The sequence below is a fragment of the Stenotrophomonas maltophilia genome (assembly GCF_002799245.1).
GTDB lineage: Bacteria > Pseudomonadota > Gammaproteobacteria > Xanthomonadales > Xanthomonadaceae > Stenotrophomonas > Stenotrophomonas maltophilia_S.
In genome coordinates, this window is record NZ_NEQV01000001.1 from 135,142 (window position 1) to 150,936 (window position 15,795).

The 15,795-nt window shown below is 68.6% G+C and carries 15 protein-coding genes; 9 read left to right on the forward strand and 6 right to left on the reverse strand.

Annotated elements, in window-relative coordinates; all coding sequences use genetic code 11:
* The first annotated feature begins 19 nt into the window (after positions 1–19).
* Positions 20–481, forward strand: coding sequence for a bacteriohemerythrin (locus B9Y64_RS00740; RefSeq protein WP_004151683.1), 462 nt, complete (start codon positions 20–22; stop codon positions 479–481).
* Here the strand turns inward: B9Y64_RS00740 and B9Y64_RS00745 are convergent.
* Together B9Y64_RS00745 and B9Y64_RS00750 are read right to left on the reverse strand one after the other, a co-directional pair.
* On the reverse strand, positions 462–1,754 hold the full coding sequence (locus tag B9Y64_RS00745) for an MFS transporter (protein ID WP_413482834.1): 1,293 nt from the start codon (positions 1,752–1,754) through the stop codon (positions 462–464). The two genes, B9Y64_RS00740 and B9Y64_RS00745, sit on opposite strands and share 20 nt — an antisense overlap.
* A 228-nt stretch (positions 1,755–1,982) precedes the next feature.
* The gene (locus B9Y64_RS00750; RefSeq protein ID WP_100439096.1) at positions 1,983–3,479 is read right to left on the reverse strand and encodes an aldehyde dehydrogenase; all 1,497 of its coding nucleotides are present in this window, start codon (positions 3,477–3,479) and stop codon (positions 1,983–1,985) included.
* A gap of 103 nt (positions 3,480–3,582) precedes the next feature.
* On the opposite strand from B9Y64_RS00750, the gene B9Y64_RS00755 reads away from it, so the two are divergent.
* The 7 genes from B9Y64_RS00755 (at position 3,583) to B9Y64_RS00785 (ending at position 10,323) form a co-directional block, all read left to right on the forward strand.
* Positions 3,583–4,935: an aspartate aminotransferase family protein gene (locus tag B9Y64_RS00755; protein WP_100439097.1), complete on the forward strand. Its 1,353-nt coding sequence runs from the start codon at positions 3,583–3,585 to the stop codon at positions 4,933–4,935.
* Positions 4,936–4,998: 63 nt separating this feature from the next.
* The gene (locus B9Y64_RS00760) at positions 4,999–5,877 is read left to right on the forward strand and encodes a plasmid replication/partition related protein (protein ID WP_100439098.1); all 879 of its coding nucleotides are present in this window, start codon (positions 4,999–5,001) and stop codon (positions 5,875–5,877) included.
* 163 nt (positions 5,878–6,040) lie between these two features.
* Entirely contained in the window at positions 6,041–7,327 is a 1,287-nt protein-coding gene (locus B9Y64_RS00765) for a DUF445 domain-containing protein (protein WP_100439099.1), read from the forward strand.
* A gap of 291 nt (positions 7,328–7,618) precedes the next feature.
* Positions 7,619–7,942, forward strand: coding sequence for a hypothetical protein (locus tag B9Y64_RS00770; RefSeq protein WP_238379824.1), 324 nt, complete (start codon positions 7,619–7,621; stop codon positions 7,940–7,942).
* A 106-nt stretch (positions 7,943–8,048) separates the two neighbouring features.
* Complete coding sequence (locus B9Y64_RS00775) at positions 8,049–8,363, forward strand: DUF3649 domain-containing protein (RefSeq protein ID WP_100439100.1); 315 nt, start codon at positions 8,049–8,051, stop codon at positions 8,361–8,363.
* Positions 8,360–9,997, forward strand: a complete 1,638-nt coding sequence (locus tag B9Y64_RS00780) for a PepSY-associated TM helix domain-containing protein (protein WP_100439101.1) — start codon at positions 8,360–8,362, stop codon at positions 9,995–9,997. The genes B9Y64_RS00775 and B9Y64_RS00780 overlap by 4 nt, the downstream gene beginning before the upstream one ends.
* Positions 9,994–10,323 carry a DUF3325 domain-containing protein gene (locus B9Y64_RS00785; protein ID WP_100439102.1) on the forward strand — a complete coding sequence of 110 codons (330 nt, stop codon included), beginning with the start codon at positions 9,994–9,996 and terminating at the stop codon, positions 10,321–10,323. The genes B9Y64_RS00780 and B9Y64_RS00785 overlap by 4 nt, the downstream gene beginning before the upstream one ends.
* Before the next feature lie 118 nt (positions 10,324–10,441).
* On the opposite strand, the gene rlmKL is transcribed toward B9Y64_RS00785, so the two are convergent.
* On the reverse strand, positions 10,442–12,580 hold the full coding sequence (gene rlmKL / locus B9Y64_RS00790) for a bifunctional 23S rRNA (guanine(2069)-N(7))-methyltransferase RlmK/23S rRNA (guanine(2445)-N(2))-methyltransferase RlmL (RefSeq protein ID WP_100439103.1): 2,139 nt from the start codon (positions 12,578–12,580) through the stop codon (positions 10,442–10,444).
* Between the two features lie 145 nt (positions 12,581–12,725).
* A complete protein-coding gene (locus B9Y64_RS00795) occupies positions 12,726–13,253 on the reverse strand; it encodes a hypothetical protein (protein ID WP_100439104.1) in 528 nt (175 codons plus the stop codon).
* A gap of 72 nt (positions 13,254–13,325) precedes the next feature.
* Here B9Y64_RS00795 and B9Y64_RS00800 point away from each other — a divergent pair, with 72 nt between their 5' ends.
* Positions 13,326–13,892: an N-acetylmuramoyl-L-alanine amidase gene (locus B9Y64_RS00800; protein WP_100439105.1), complete on the forward strand. Its 567-nt coding sequence runs from the start codon at positions 13,326–13,328 to the stop codon at positions 13,890–13,892.
* 154 nt (positions 13,893–14,046) lie between these two features.
* On the opposite strand, the gene B9Y64_RS00805 is transcribed toward B9Y64_RS00800, so the two are convergent.
* Together B9Y64_RS00805 and B9Y64_RS00810 are read right to left on the reverse strand one after the other, a co-directional pair.
* Positions 14,047–14,949 (reverse strand): sulfurtransferase, encoded by a 903-nt coding sequence (locus B9Y64_RS00805; protein ID WP_100439106.1) that lies wholly within the window; start codon positions 14,947–14,949, stop codon positions 14,047–14,049.
* A complete protein-coding gene (locus B9Y64_RS00810) occupies positions 14,946–15,749 on the reverse strand; it encodes a CoA pyrophosphatase (protein ID WP_100439107.1) in 804 nt (267 codons plus the stop codon). The genes B9Y64_RS00805 and B9Y64_RS00810 overlap by 4 nt, the downstream gene beginning before the upstream one ends.
* Positions 15,750–15,795 lie beyond the last annotated feature (46 nt).

The following is a 15,795-nucleotide window of genomic DNA, read 5'->3' on the forward strand; positions in this document are numbered from 1 at the left end:
GCATGAAGGGGAGCCGGGGATGGCACTACTGGTCTGGCAGGACGATCTGAACATCGGCATCGATGTGATCGACCAACAACACCGCCGCATCATCGAGATGCTCAACCACCTGCATGTGGCCCAGGCCAGCATGCAGCGTGCCGCGGTGGGTGAAGTGATCGATGAGGTGGTGGACTACACCATGTCGCACTTCGCGTTCGAGGAAGAGCTGATGGAAGAAGCGGGCTACCCGTTCTGTGCCGCGCACAAGCGCGTGCATGAGGTCTTCATCAAGCGGGTATCGGAGTACCGCATGCGCTTCCAGGCCGGCGAGGACATCAGCGACGAGCTGCGCACCATGCTCTCACGCTGGCTGTTCAACCACATCCGCGGTGACGACCAGGCCTATGCCGAACAGGTCAAGGCGCACCTGAACCAGTTCGCCCGCGAACACCAGGGTGGTGGCTGGCTGGGTCGTACGCTCAAGCGCTTCTTTGGTTGAGCCGCAGCGCACGCCGGTGCAGTGCCACCAGCGCGCACAGGGTGGCAACCGCGGTCAGGCAAAGGTAGTAGCCCACCGCGACCAGGCCGAAGCGCTCGGCCAGCCAGGTGGCCAGGTAGGGCGCAGGTGCGGCCCCGAGGATACCGGCCAGGTTGAATGACAGCGATGCACCGGTGTAGCGCACCTCCACCGGGTAGATCTCGGCCAGGGAGGTGCCGCAGGGGCCATACGTCAGGCCCATCAGGAACAGGCCCAGGCACAGGAAGGCGGTGACCAGCCATGGGCTGTGCGGCTGGAACAACGGCGCGAACAGTACGCCGAAGCCGATGATCAGCACGCTGGCGACGATCATGGTGCGACGCGTGCCCCAGCGGTCGCCATAGCGTGCCGACAGCGGGATGCCCAGCGCGAAGAACAGCATGCCGGCCATCTGCATCAGCAGGAACTGCTCGCGGCTGTAGCCCAGCACCGCCGTGCCGTGGCCGAGACTGAACACGGTCATCAGGTAGAACAGCACGAAGGTGGCGAAGGCGCCCAGCGTTCCCAGCAGCATCGGCACCGGATGGTCACGCAGCACCGCCAGCATCGGCAGCCGCACCGGCGCCTTGCGCTCCAGCGCCCTCTTGAAGTCGGGGGTCTCGTGGATGTTCAGCCGCACCCACAGGCCGAGGCCGACCAGCAGCGCGCTGGCCACGAACGGAATGCGCCAGCCCCACTGCAGGAAGTCGTCCTGGCTGAGGCAACGGCCCAGCACCAGGAAGATGCCGGCCGACAACAGGAAGCCCAGCGGCGCGCCCAGCTGCGGGAACATGCCGTACCAGGCGCGCTTGCCAGGCGGTGCGTTCTCGGTGGCCAGCAGCACCGCCCCACCCCACTCCCCGCCCAACCCCAGGCCCTGGCCGAAGCGGCACAGCGCCAGCAGCGCCGGCGCCCACAGCCCGATCTGCGCATGGGTCGGCAGCAGGCCGATCAGCACCGTGGACACGCCCATGGTCAGCAACGCTGCTACCAGGGTGGCCTTGCGGCCGATGCGGTCTCCGAAGTGGCCGAACACTGCCGAGCCGACCGGGCGCGCGATGAAGGCCACCGCGAACGTTGCCAGGGACTGCAGCAGGGCCGCCTGTTCGCTGCTGTCCGGGAAGAACAGGTGCGGAAACACCAGCACCGCAGCGGTGGCGTAGATGTAGAAATCGAAGAACTCGATGGTGGTGCCGATCAGGCTGGCCAGCAGCACACGACGGGGGGAATTCACGGGCGGCGCGGCAGCGGTGATCGTCGACATCGGCAACACGGGTAACGGCGGATCGCCCGATTCTGCCACGGGGCGGTGGTCGCACGGGGCGATGGTTTCAGCCGACACCGATCGCGACGTGCAGCCGCTCTTCTGCAGAGCCGAGCATGGGCTCGGCTCTACCGATGGGCGCGAACATGCCCGGCTGCTGCTCGCCAAATGCAGCCGAGCATGGCTCGGCTCTACCGATGGGCGCGCAGCCGGGTGTTGCTAGAGCTGGATCCAGGTGGCCTTGATCTCGCTGTACTTGTCGAACGCATGCAGCGATTTGTCGCGGCCGTTGCCGGACTGCTTGTAACCACCGAAGGGGGCGGTCATGTCGCCGCCATCCCAGCCGTTGACCCATACGCTGCCGGCGCGCAGCTGGCGCGCGACGCGATGGGCGCGGCCGAGATCGCGCGTCCACAGGCCGGCGGCCAGGCCGTAGCGGCTGTCGTTGGCCACGCGCACCGCTTCGGCCTCGTCCTCGAAACCGAGCACGGCCAGCACCGGCCCGAACACTTCCTCGCGTGCCAATGCCTGTTCTGGCCGCACCTGGTCGAACACGGTGGGCTGCACATAGCTGCCGCCAGCTTCCACCTCGGCACGCCGCCCGCCCATCAGCAACCGGGCGCCCTCGCTTTCGGCGCGTGCGATATCGCCCATCACCTTGTCCAGATGCGCGGCATCAACCAGCGCGCCCATCGGCGCATCGGCCTGCAGCGGATGCTGCGGCTGCATGCGCTGGCCGTAGGCGACCACCTGGTGCACGAAATCCTCGCGGATCGAGCGCTGTACCAGCAGCCGCGAGCCGGCTGTACAGACTTCGCCCTGGTTGAAGAAGATGCCCTGTGCCACGGCCCTGGCGGCGGCGTCCAGGTCGGGGGCGTCGGCGAACACCACATGCGGGCTCTTGCCACCACACTCCAGCCAGACCCGCTTGAGGTTGGATCGCCCCGAGTACTGCAGCAGCTTCGCACCGGTGGCGGTTGAACCGGTGAAGGCCAGCACGTCCACATCCATGTGCAGGGCCAGCGGTTCACCGACGCGCGCACCGTGGCCCGGCAGCACGTTCAGGACACCGTCCGGCAGGCCCGCCTCGGCGGCCAGCGCGGCCAGCCGCAACGCGCTCAAGGGCGAGCGCTCGGACGGCTTGAGCACCACCGAATTGCCCATGACCAATGCAGGCGCGATCTTCCAGCAGGCCATCAGCAGCGGGAAATTCCACGGCACGATGGCCGCCACCACGCCAGCGGCCTCGCGCGTGACCAGCCCCAGCTCGTGCGGGCCGGTGGGCGCGACCTCGCCGTACAGCTTGTCCACCGCTTCGGCAGTCCAGCGCAGGCAGCGCACCACGCCGGGCAGGTCGATGCGGCACGCATCCCGCACCGGCTTGCCCATGTCCAGGGTTTCCAGCAGGGCCAGCTCGTCGGCGTGCGTTTCCACCAGTGCCCCCAGCGCCAGCAATACGCGCTTGCGATGGGCCGGGCTGGCCTGCGACCAGTGGCCGGCCTCGAAAGACCGGCGCGCCGCCTGCACTGCGCGCTCCACGTCCTGCGCGTCGCAGTCGGCGACCGCCGCCAGCACGCGGCCGTCGATCGGGCTGATGCATTCGAATCGGGCGCCGCTGGCGGCGTCGGTGTAGCGGCCATCGATGAAGGCCTGGCCGGGCATCGACAGCTGAAGGGAGAGTGCCTGCCAGTGACTGCGGTCGGGAAAGTCGGCCATGTCGGGCTCCTCGGAACAGTTTCCCCGGTTATACCGGCGTGGCCGCGACTCCGCCGTGACGCGGCTGCGCTACATTCGTCGCATCGGACCCGACGGAGCTGGCATGAAGCATCCCGCGAGCGACCTGCACGACCTGGCCACCCAGCGCCCCGAGTCACTGGACGCGTACTGGATGCCGTTCACCGCCAACCGCCAGTACAAGGCGGCACCGCGCCTGCTGGTACGCGCCGAAGGCATGCACTACGAGGATGCCGACGGCCGCCAGATCCTCGACGGCACCGCCGGCCTGTGGTGCTGCAACGCCGGCCATGCGCGCCCACGCATCGTCGAGGCCATCGTCGAGCAGGCACGCACGCTCGACTACTCGCCGGCCTTCCAGATGGGCTCGCCGCCGGCCTTCGCGCTGGCGCAGCGGCTGGCCGCGCTGGCCCCGGCCCCACTCAACCATGTGTTTTTCACCAGTTCCGGCTCCGAGGCGGTGGATACCGCGATGAAGATCGTGCTGGCCTACCACCGCCAGCGTGGCGAGGGCCAGCGCACCCGTTTCATCAGCCGCGAGAAGGCCTACCACGGGGTCGGTTTCGGCGGCATGGCGCTGGGGGGGCTGCCCAACAACCGCAAGCCGTTCGGCCTGCAGCTGGGCGGCGTCGACTACCTGCGGCACACCCTGGATCTGCAGCGCAATGCATTCAGCAAGGGCCTGCCACGCCAGGGTGCGGAGCTGGCCGATGACCTGGAACGACTGATCGCGCTGCACGATGCCTCGACCATCGCGGCGGTATTCGTCGAGCCCATTGCCGGTTCCGCCGGGGTCATCCTGCCCGCGCCCGGCTACCTGCAGCGCCTGCGCGAGCTGTGCGACCAGCACGGCATCCTGCTGGTGTTCGACGAGGTCATCACCGGCTTCGGCCGGGTTGGCATGCCGTTCGCATCGCAGCGCTTCGGGGTCACCCCGGACCTGCTGACCTTCGCCAAGGCGGTCAGCAACGGCGCGGTGCCCCTGGGCGGCGTGCTGGTGGCCGATGCCGTGCATGCCGGGCTGATGCAGGCGCCGCCCCAGGCCATCGAGCTGTTCCATGGCTATACCTATTCCGGCCACCCGCTGGCCTGCGCCGCAGCGCTGGCGACGCTGGATGTCTATGCCGGGGAGCGCCTGTTCGAGCGCGCCATCGAGCTGGGCGAATACTGGCAGGAACGGCTGCATGCACTGCAGGGCCTGCCCAACGTGATCGACATCCGCAACTTCGGGCTGGTCGGCGCGGTCGAGCTGGCGCCGCGCCGCGATGCCCCCGGCAGCCGCGGCTACGAGGTGTTCCGGCGTTGCTTCCACGACGGCCGGCTGCTGGTGCGCTGCACGGGGGACATCATCGCGCTGTCGCCGCCGCTGATCGTGGACAAGGCGCAGATCGACCAGATCACCGGCACCCTGGGCGAGATGATCCGGGCCACCGCCTGAGCCCGGGCCGGCGGTGGCGAGCGGGTACAATGGGCGGTTCCGCTCCTGCTCGCTGCCGTGCCCATGGATATCGTCGTCAAAGAAGAACTCAAGGCCTACATCGACCCGCTGACTGCGGACGAACATGATGCGCTGGAGCGCAGCATCCTGGCCGAAGGCTGCCGCGATGCGCTGGTGCTGTGGGGCGAGGTGCTGGTCGATGGCCACAACCGCTTCGGCATCTGCCAGAAGCATGGCCTGCCGTTCAATACCGTGCAGAACACCCGCTTCCAGAGCATGGAAGACGTGCATCTGTGGATGATCGAGCAGCACCTGGGCCGCCGCAGCGTGTCCGATTTCCAGCGTGGCGTGCTGGCACTGCGCAAGCGCGACATTCTGGCCGCCCGCAAGCAGGTCGAGCAGGCACAGCTGCAGCGCGAGAGCGATGGAACCGCCGAAGTTGCCGATGAGGGCGGGGAAGACAGCCCGCCATGGGAGCCGGCACCGAAGATCAGCCGTGCCGAGCTGGCCCGCGAAGCCAAGCTGAGCACCAGCCAGGTGGGCATGATCGAACGCATCCATGCCCAGGCCGCGGCCGAGGTGGTGGAAGCGGTGAAGGCGGGCGTCATCTCGATCAGTGCGGCTGCGGCGGTGGCCGACCTGCCCGAAGAAGAACAGCGCGCTGCCGCCGCCGGTGGCAAGGACGAGCTGAAGCAGGCCGCCAAGCGCGTGCGCGAGTCCAAGCGCAAGCCGCGCGCGCCGAAGCCGGAAGCGGCCGGGATGGATTTCGAGGAACCCAACGACGACGAGGTGGCCAGCCGCGATGCCGAGGTGCTGTCGGCGCTGGAGCAGCTGGGTGAGGATGCACCGGCACTGCGCCGCCGCGTGGTCGCGCTGACTCGCGAGAACGACACCCTGCGCGCGCAGCTGGCTGCGCTGCGCAAGCAGCTGGAAGCGCTGTAACGAGGGGGTAGCGCCGGGCATGGCCCGGCGCCACCGATGCGTCTTGCGAAACGCCGCTGTAGAGCCGAGCCCATGCTCGGCTGCTGTTTGACGCGCGCAAGGCAGCCGAGCATGGGCTCGGCTCTATAGGCAGGCGTCACCGGCGTACGGTTAGACTTCCGGCATGACGCCTGCCAATGACCCGCGCCGCGCACAACTGCGGCGCCTGAAAGCCCTCGCGCTGGGCCTGCTGCTGTTGATGCTGGCCGGATTCGCGGTCAGCCACTGGCAGGGCGAGCGCGGGATATGGGCCTGGGTCTCGGCCTTCTGCGAGGCGGCGGCCGTCGGTGCACTGGCCGACTGGTTCGCGGTCGTTGCCCTGTTCCGGCGGCCGATGGGCCTGCCGATTCCGCACACTGCGATCATCCCGCGCAGCAAGGAACGCATCGGCGACAGCCTGGCGCTGTTCGTGCGCGACCAGTTCCTGGAACCGGGCGTGCTGCTGGCCAAGCTGCAGGTGTTCGATCCCGCCAGCCGCCTCGGCAGTTGGCTGGCCGACCCGGCACGCTCGCGCATGCTGGCCGACATGGCCCGCGGCTGGGCCCTGCAGGCACTGGACTTCTTCGACGAAACCGCGGTGCGCCGGCAGCTGCATGCCTTCGTGGTGCAGCAGCTGCGGCAGTGGAATGCCGCCGCCACTGCCGGTGAACTGCTGGCCCTGCTGACCGCCGATGGACGCCACCAGCGCGTGCTGGACGAGGGCCTGCAGCGGCTCGGGCGCTGGCTGGAACAACCGGAGGTGAAGGAACGCGCCTCGCAGTTGATCGTGCGCTATATCCAGCGCGAATGGCCGACATTGTCGAGCACGGTGAACTGGGTCAAGCCGATCGACGAGATCGGCGACAGCCTGGCCGAGCGCCTGGCGCGGGCGGTGCTGGAAGAACTGCAGCAGGTACTGGCCGAGCCGCAACATCCGCTGCGCCAGGACTACGAGACCTGGCTGCAGAATTACGTGCAGCGCCTGCGCGAGGACCCGGCGCTGGCCGAGCGCATCGAACAGCTCAAGCAGGAAATGATCGACCACCCCGCCCTGCAGGACTACGTGCAAGGGCTGTGGGCACGCATCCACGCCAGCCTGCGCGCCGACCTGCAACGCGAAGACTCGGCGCTGGTCGGCCACCTGCAGCGCAGCCTCGCATCACTGGGCAGCAGCCTGCAGGCCGACCCGGCCCTGCGCGAGGCCCTCAACCAGCACCTGCTGGAAGGTGCGCAGCGCCTGACCGGCCGCCTGCGCGAGGGCGTGACCACCCATATCGCACAGACCGTGAAGGGCTGGGACGAGCGGCACCTGGTCGAGCAGCTGGAACTGAGCGTAGGTCGCGACCTGCAGTTCATCCGTTTCAACGGCACGCTGGTCGGCGGGCTGATCGGCCTGCTGCTGCATGCGGCAACCGTAGTGTTCAGGTTCTAGACGCGCCCCCGGCCGTCCGATTCGCGCCGCCCGGAACGTGGTCAGCCGTCACGCTTGATTAACGAAATGCGAATGCCTATCATTTGCTAATCGGTTGTACGCTTAGCCAAGCGGGGCACACAGGTACGCACCTGGCCGCCCCTTCGCCCGTGTACATCCCCCGACTACCGGGTCGCCCGCCAGCGCGGGTGGCGCACCGTCGATGGGACTCGCTGGGCGACGGGCGCGGAGCGCCCTGCTGCTGCATCCGCGCATTCCATTGCCTGTTTCGTCCTGCATGGAATCGCACCGATGGCAACGCCGCTGAACCCACCTCGCCCTACTCTGCTGGCCCTGGCCGTGACCGCACTGATGATCGCTCCGCTGGCCCACGCCGACGGCACTGCCGAATCCTCCGCGCGCACGCTGGACACCGCGAAGGTGACCGCCGACGGCGAGATTCCCGACAGCTCTACGGTGAAGGGCGCGCGCAGTGCGACCAGGCTCGACCTGTCGCTGCGCGAGACGCCGCAGTCGGTGACGGTCGTCGCCCGCCAGAACAACGTCGGTTTCCACAACGGCGTGTATTGGGGCGAACCACGCCGCGTGACGATGACGCTGCACTGGAAGCCCTGACCCTGGATGGATGGCAACGGTTCTGCGACCGCTGCCTGGCCAGGGATGGCCACCCCGGTGCGCTGCGGTGCACCGGTTCCCTTTCACTGAAACCTGCAGGAACGCCGTGGACCGCTCGCCCGCAACCGCCAGCCGCCGCACCTTCTTCTCCAACCCGCGCTGGGGCGTGCTGTCGCGCTCTCTGGCTGCGATCTTCGGCGGCTATGCACTGGCCTCGGCCACCAGTGTGTTCTGCGCGGTGGCGCTGCCCGGCGCACGCGGCCAGACCGTGCTGACCGGCATGCTGCTGGCCATCCTGATGGCTGCCTGCGCGGCGCTGTGGGCGTTCGCCACCCGCAGCGCGCTGCGCGCCTGGGCCGGCATCCTCGCCCCGACCCTGCTGATGGTGGCCATTGCACGCCTGATGGGAGCCTGGGCATGAAGAACGGATTCCGCCAGTCGATGGCCTGGCTGCACACCTGGACCGGCCTGCTGGTCGGCTGGCTGCTGCTGCTGATCTTCATGGCTGGCACCGCCAGCTATTACCGCGAGGAAATCAGCCGCTGGATGCGTCCCGAGCTGCCATCCAGCAATGTCAGCATCGACGTGGCCGCACAGCGTGCGGTGGACTACCTGCAGGCCAATGCGGCGCAGGCCGAGAACTGGTTCGTCACCCTGCCGCAGCCGCGCAACCCGGCGATGCAGATGTTCTGGCGGCTGCCACCGGAGCTGGCCGACCCCAGCCGCGGCCGCCGCGGTGGCTTCGGCGATGCCACGCTGGACCCGAACACCGGCCAGGCACTGAAGGCGCGCGAAACGCGTGGCGGTGATTTCTTCTACCGCCTGCATTTCGACCTGCACTACATCCCGGTGCTGTGGGCGCGCTACCTGGTGGGGTTCTGCGCGATGTTCATGCTGGTGGCGATCATCACCGGCGTCATCACCCACAAGAAAATCTTCAAGGACTTCTTCACCTTCCGCAAGGACAAGGGCCTGCGTTCCTGGCTCGATTTCCACAACGTCAGCGCGGTGATGGCGCTGCCGTACCACGCGATGATCACCTACACCGGCATCGTCACCCTGATGATCATGTACCTGCCGTGGGGGGTAAAAGTCGCCTACCCGCAGGATGAGGACAGATTCTTCAGCGAAGCCTTCGGCGGCATGCCGGAGGTGACCGCGCCCGCCGAGGGCCGTGCCACGCCACTGCCGATCGCGCAGTTGCTGGACAGTGCGCGTGCGCACTGGCACGGCGTGGAAGTGGCCGGTTTCACCGTGTCCAACCCCGGCGCAGCCAATGCGGTGATCGACATCCGCCAGCGCGACGGCAAGCGCCTGTCCACCGACACGCCAGCGTTGCGCTACGACATGGTCAACGGCACCCTGCTGGAAGAAACGCCCCCTTCCGGCGGCGCCACCGCCACCCGTGGCGTGCTGTACGGCCTGCACCTGGCGCGTTTTGCCGACTGGGGACTGCGTGCCCTGTTCTTCCTGTCCGGCCTGGTCGGCTGCCTGATGGTCGCCAGCGGCGTGGTGCTGTGGGCGGTGAAGGAGCGGCCCAAGCATGCCAAGAGCGGCCGTACCGGCTTCGGCCTGCGCCTGGTGGATGCGCTGAACATCGGTACCGTGGCCGGCCTGCCGATCGCCTTCGCCGCCTACTTCTGGGGCAACCGCCTGCTGCCGCTGGACATCGCCGAGCGCTCAAGTGCGGAGGCCAACGTGTTCTTCTATGCCTGGGGCGGCGCGCTGCTGGCCGCCTTCATCTGGCCGAAGCGGGTGATGTGGGCCTGGCAGCTGTACCTGGGTGCGGCTGCGTTCGCACTGGTGCCGGTGGTCAATGCGCTGACCACGCATGCGCATCTTGGCGTCACCCTGCGCAACGGTGACTGGGTACTGGCCGGCGTCGATCTGTCGATGATCGCCTTCGGTGCGATGCTGGCGCTGTGCGGCTGGCGCATGCAGCGCTGGACGCCACCGCTGAGCGCGGCCGAAAAGAAGAAGCGTGCCGCCGCTGCGGCTGCACCCAAGGCGCCGGTGGACGCCGCCGAAGCCGCCGAAGCGGAGGCCAGCGCATGATGCTGCTGGCACTGGCACTGTCGTTCTCCGCGTTCACCGCGCTGTCGCTGGCGATGGAAAAGCACCAGCACGACCTGCACGGCAAGGCGGCGGCGACGCCGGCACGCCGCACCCAGTGGCGGGTGCTGGGCTGGGCCCTGCTGACGGCTGCGTTCGCATTGTGCGTGACCGACCACGGCTGGGCGATGGGCCCGGTGCTGTGGCTGGGCACGATGACCCTGGGCGGCGTGCTGCTGTCGTTCGGGCTGTACCCGTACCGGCCAATGTGGATTGCGCCGCTGGCGATCGCGTTGCCGGTGCTCGGGCTGGTGGTGGCGGTGCTGTAGGAGCCACCGGGGTCGGATCCCTTTCGCGCAGCGCAAGGGCTCTGACCCCTGGTACGTAGATCCGGATGGGGTCAGAGCCCCTGCGCTTCGCGCAGGGGATCCGACCCCGGGCGTCGCGTTACCCCAACCGCTTCAACTCCCACGCGCGGTGGATGCGCGCGTTGCGCTCGAAATCCGGACCAATGGTGCGCGCGGTGATTTCACGGCACTGGGCGAATTCGGCGATGGCGTTCTCCTCCAGCTTGAAGCGGCGGAAGTTGTTGGAGAAATACAGCACGCCCCCCGGTGCCAGCCGCGCCACGGCCGCACGCAGCAGCTTCAGCTGTTCGCGCTGCACGTCGAAGTCATCGGCGCGCGCAGAGTTGGAGAACGTCGGCGGATCACAGAAGATCACGTCGTACTGGCCACGGTCGCCTTCCAGCCAGGCCATCGCATCGGCCTGCACCAGCAGGTGCTGGTTGCCGCCCTGCCCGTTCAGCGCCAGGTTGTCGTAGCACCACTGCAGGTAAGTTGCCGACAGGTCGACGCTGGTGGTGCTGGCGGCACCGGCCACGGCCGCCTGCACGCTGGCCACGCCGGTGTAGCAGAACAGGTTCAGGAAACGCTTGCCACGCACCTGCTCGGCCATCATCCGGCGCAGCGGGCGGTGGTCGAGGAACAGGCCGGTATCCAGGTAGTCGAACAGGTTCACCTGCAGCAGCGCGTGGTTCTCGCGCACCACGATGAACTCGTCGCGCTGCTCGAAGCGGCCGTACTTGCTGCCGCCCTTGCCGCGCTCGCGCGACTTCATCGAGACCTGCTCCGGCGGCACGCCGAACACTTCACGCGCAGCGGCCAGCAGTTCGTTGCGGCGGCGGCGCACATCGTTCTCCGGAATCGCGGCCGGTGCGGCATATTCCTGCACGTGCAGGAAGGTACGGCGCTTGCCACCGTCTTCCTCGTAGACATCGATGGCCGCCGCGTACTCCGGCAGGTCGGCGTCATAGGCGCGGAAACAGGTGATGTCCTCGCGGGCACGCCAGCTCTTGAACTTCTTCAGGTTCTTGCGCAGGCGGTTGGCCACCATCTGCGCGCCTTCACTCAGTTCGCGCGGCTGTGCCGGATCACGGCCCGGCACAGCAATCGGGTCGCAGACGATCAGCGCGCATTCCAGCGCACCGTTGAACATCTGGTACTTCTTGCCCGCGCGCAGGCCGGTGGCAAAGGCCAGCTCATCGTTGCCGCACAGCAGGCTGGCACGCCACTGCGGCACGGCCTTCTGCAGGGCGTTGCCCAGTGCGCGGTACAGCGCCGGATCGGCGGCCAGGCGCTCGTCGTACGGCGGGTTGCAGACCACGGCACCGATCTCCTGTTCCGGCGCGGCCAGGTCGGCAACGTCGGCACGGGTGAAGCGGATCGCGTGGGCGACGCCCGCTACCTCGGCATTCTCGCGTGCCGCCTGGATCGCGGCCGGGTCGATGTCGCTGCCGTGGATGACCGGCTTCAGCGCGGCCAGGCCAGCGGCTTCGCGGTCGCGCGCTTCGCTCTGGATGGCCTTCCAGGCCACCTTGTCGAAGCCCAGCCAACGGCTCGGCGGCAGGCTGCCATGGCGCATCAGGCCGGGGGCGACGTCGGCGGCCATCAGCGCGCCTTCGATCAGCAGCGTGCCGCTGCCACACATCGGGTCCAGCAGGCCACCTCCGGCGGCATGCAGGCGCGGCCACTGCGCGCGCAGCAGCAGCGCGGCGGCCAGGTTCTCCTTCAGCGGCGCCTCGTGGGCGGCACCGCGCCAGCCACGGCGATGCAGCGGGCCACCGCCGAGGTCGATCGACAACGAGGCGCGGCCCTTGCGCAGCGACAGATTGACGCGCACATCGGGCAGATCGGTGTTGACCGAGGGACGCTCCAGGCCTTCATCACGCATGCGGTCGACGATGGCGTCCTTGATCCGCTGCGCGGCAAAGCGCGCATGGGTGATCTTGTCGCCGGACACGTGTGCGTCCACCGCCAGGGTCATCTCCGGCTTGATGTGCTCGTGCCACGGCAGCGCACGCACGCCGTCATACAGGGCCTGCTCGTCCGGGCAGTCGAATTCGTCGATCGGCCACAGCACGCGGCTGGCCAGGCGCGACCACATCACGATCCGCAGCGCCTGCTCCAGTTCGCCCTCGGCGTTGACGCCGGCAATGGTGGCAGTGGCCTTGCCAAGGCCCAGGGCCGACAGTTCATCGGCAAGCAGGTATTCCAGGCCCTTGGCGCAGGAGACGAAGAATTTCACGGGATCGGTTCGCAGGTGGTCGGGCGCGGCACAGGGGCCGGGCCGGTCGGAAAGGAGGGCCGTAGGCACGGCCGGCAGGCCCGCGCCGGGGGCGGCGGGGCTGCCATTGTAGTCAATGCGGGCGGGCGCGCCGTGCGCCCGGGCTTCACAGTTGCCGCAACAAGCGCTCGAAGGCCTGCGCGGAGGCCTCCACATGGTGCTCCAGGCGGTGCCCGTCGTCGACCAGCAGCAGCTGCGCCGAGCGCGCCTGCGCCCAGGCGATCACTCCGGCGGCCGGAACCACATCGTCATGCCAGGCCTGGACCACGGCAGTCGGCACGGCGGCGGCGTCCAGCGCCGGCATCGGGCCCATCGTGGTCGGCGGTACCATCAGGAACAGGCCGGCGACCGGCACCTGCAACGAGGCGATGGCGGAGATGTAGGCGCCCAGGCTGGAACCGGCCAGCACCACCGGGCCCTGCTGGGCGGCGATGGCGGTGCGCTCGATCAGCCGGCGCAGGCGGGTCGGCACGTCGCCCACCCGGCTGACCTCGCTCATCGCGTCCAGGTCGGTATAGTCCGGGCGCTCATGGGTCCAGCCCAGGCGTTGCGCCACGTCGGCCAGCGCGGTGACCTTGGTCGCCTCCGGGCCGCTCTCGAAGCCATGGGACAGGATGCAGTGGCCGCGACTCATGCGCACGCTCCACAGGAGCAGGCCGACGAGGAAAGAGAAGGCAGGTTCATGCCGCAATGCTAGCATCGCCGGATGCCCAACCCGCTCCTGCCCGGCCTGCAGCTGCAGCCCCTGCCCTACCACGACCGACTGCCGCTGCGCGACCCGGCCACGCTGGAGATGGTGGTGATCCACTGCACCGAGCTGCCCGATCTGGCGATGGCCCGCGAGTACGGTGAGCGCGTGCTGTACGACAGCGGCGCCGGCAACAGCGGGCACTTCTACATCGACCGCGATGGCAGCGTGGTGCAGTACGTGGCGCCGGAACGCGTGGCCCATCACGTGCGCGGCATGAACGCGCATACGCTGGGCATCGAGCTGGTCAACACCGGGCGCTATCCGGACTGGTTCGACAGCCGCCACCAGGCGATGGACGAAGCGTACACCGAGGCACAGCTGCAGGCGCTGGAACGGCTGCTGCTAGCGCTGGTGGCGCACTACCCGTCGCTGCAGCGGATTGCCGGGCATGACCAGCTGGACCTGGAGCAGGTGCCGGCCAGCGACGATGCGGCACTGACGGTGGCGCGCAAGCGTGATCCAGGGCCGTTGTTCCCATGGGCGCGGGTGCTGGCCAAGGTGCCGCTGCAGCCTGTGGAATGATGCTGCCAGGCAATGCGCGCGTCCCGTAGAGCCGAGCCCATGCTCGGCTGGGATGGTGCAGTTCCACGGCATTTCAGGCGGGAGCTTGGTCGACACGGTAGACGATGGGGTCGGATCCGTTTCCCGTCGGGAAACGGATCCGACCCTGCGCTACTCAGGCGCCGGTCGCCACCGGGCGGGTCCTGTCGCTCACCCAGCCACTCCAGGAATCGGCGTAGACGCGTGCACCGGACAGGCCGGCCGCTTCCATCGCCAGCAGCAGATGGCAGGCGGTGACGCCGGAGCCGCACATCAGCACCACCTGCTGCGGATCGCGATTGCCGATCACGCCCTGCAGTTCGGCGCGCAGTTCCTGTGCATCGCGCAGGCGGCCGTCGAGTACGTTCAATGCGAACGGGCGGTTGACCGCGCCCGGCACGTGGCCGGCGACCGGATCCAGCGGCTCGACTTCGCCGCGGAAGCGTTCGCCCGCGCGTGCATCGACCAGCCAGCCCGGCGCATGCTTCAGCCGTGCGGTGATTTCATCGGCATTGGCGATCTGCGTGGTATCGAAACGGCCCGGGTAGGCCGGCAGCGACGCGACCATGCCCTGCCCGGCCGCCAAGGGATGACCGGCGGCCTGCCAGGCGGCGATGCCACCGTCAAGCACCGCCACCCGGGTGTGCCCGATCAGGCGCAGCAGCCACCACAGGCGCGAGGCAGCCATGCTGCCGTCGCTGCCGTCGTAGACCACCACCTGGGTGTCGGGCCCGATGCCCCACTGGCCCAGCTTCCCGGCAAACGCATCGCTGTCCGGCAGCGGATGGCGGCCATGGCCGGCGCGGCCCAGGTCGGACAGATCACGGTTGAGATCGGCATACACCGCGGTCGGGATATGCCCTGCAAGATACTGGCCGCTACCCGCCTGCGGGTCGGCCAGCGAAGCACGCGCATCGACCACGCGCACGGCGGTGCTGGCGGTAGCGCGCGCATCAACGACGCGCACGCCTTCGCCCAGCGCAGCGGCAAGCGTGGCGACATCGACCAGAGTGGTCCACGGCGGATCGATCGGCTTCATTGCACTTGCTCCAGGCGGCGACGCAGGTTGTAGAGGATGGCGGCGGTCGCGCCCCAGATGCGCTGGCCCGGCCAGCCATACTCAAGGACGTGGCGGACCCGGCCGCGATGATTGATTTCGACCTGGCGCAGGTTGTCGGCGGCCATCAGGTACGCCAGCGGCACCTCGAACACTTCGGCCACCTCGCTGGGCTGTGGCACCGGCACGAAGTCCGGATCGACCACCGCGACCACCGGCGTGACCCGGTAGCCGGTGATCGTCACGAAGGGGTCGAGATACCCCAGCGCCTGCACCTGGCCGGGGGCCAATGCGATTTCTTCCTGGCTTTCGCGCAGTGCGGCCGCCAGTGCGTCGCGATCGTCGGGCTCGGTGCGGCCGCCGGGGAATCCGACCTGGCCACCGTGCGTGCGCAGTGTTTCGGTGCGGCGGGTGAGGATCACCTGTGCACCGTTGGCGCGCGGCACGATGCCGGCCAGCACCGCCGCTTCCACCGGGGGCCCGGGGGGCAACAGGTCGATCAGCTCGCTGCGGTTCCAGCCGTCGCCGGCCGGCGGTTCGGCCAGCGGGTGCAGCGCGCGCATCAGTCGTTCGTGGTCGGCCAGCGAACCGCGCAGTGATTGCTGCAGTTGTTGGCGCAGTGGCTGCACGCGATGCAGGATGCGGCTGCGTTCCTCGTTGCTCATCGACGACCACCGCGCGATCTCATCGATATGCCGCCCGCAGCCGGTGCATTGCCGGTCCGGATCCAGCATGCACACTCCGATGCAGGGGCTTGCAACAACACGCGCCGATTCTTCCATTGTTTGCACCCGGCAACAGTAGCGCGATCGGGCTGAATTTGCGCGG

Coding starts and splice junctions, on each gene's coding strand:
- B9Y64_RS00740 (WP_004151683.1), top strand. CDS start 20: ATGGCACTACTGGTCTGGCAGGACGATCTGAACATCGGCATCGATGTG.
- B9Y64_RS00750 (WP_100439096.1), bottom strand. CDS start 3,479: ATGGCCGACTTTCCCGACCGCAGTCACTGGCAGGCACTCTCCCTTCAG.
- B9Y64_RS00755 (WP_100439097.1), top strand. CDS start 3,583: ATGAAGCATCCCGCGAGCGACCTGCACGACCTGGCCACCCAGCGCCCC.
- B9Y64_RS00760 (WP_100439098.1), top strand. CDS start 4,999: ATGGATATCGTCGTCAAAGAAGAACTCAAGGCCTACATCGACCCGCTG.
- B9Y64_RS00765 (WP_100439099.1), top strand. CDS start 6,041: ATGACGCCTGCCAATGACCCGCGCCGCGCACAACTGCGGCGCCTGAAA.
- B9Y64_RS00770 (WP_238379824.1), top strand. CDS start 7,619: ATGGCAACGCCGCTGAACCCACCTCGCCCTACTCTGCTGGCCCTGGCC.
- B9Y64_RS00780 (WP_100439101.1), top strand. CDS start 8,360: ATGAAGAACGGATTCCGCCAGTCGATGGCCTGGCTGCACACCTGGACC.
- B9Y64_RS00785 (WP_100439102.1), top strand. CDS start 9,994: ATGATGCTGCTGGCACTGGCACTGTCGTTCTCCGCGTTCACCGCGCTG.
- B9Y64_RS00795 (WP_100439104.1), bottom strand. CDS start 13,253: ATGAGTCGCGGCCACTGCATCCTGTCCCATGGCTTCGAGAGCGGCCCG.
- B9Y64_RS00800 (WP_100439105.1), top strand. CDS start 13,326: ATGCCCAACCCGCTCCTGCCCGGCCTGCAGCTGCAGCCCCTGCCCTAC.
- B9Y64_RS00805 (WP_100439106.1), bottom strand. CDS start 14,949: ATGAAGCCGATCGATCCGCCGTGGACCACTCTGGTCGATGTCGCCACG.
- B9Y64_RS00810 (WP_100439107.1), bottom strand. CDS start 15,749: ATGGAAGAATCGGCGCGTGTTGTTGCAAGCCCCTGCATCGGAGTGTGC.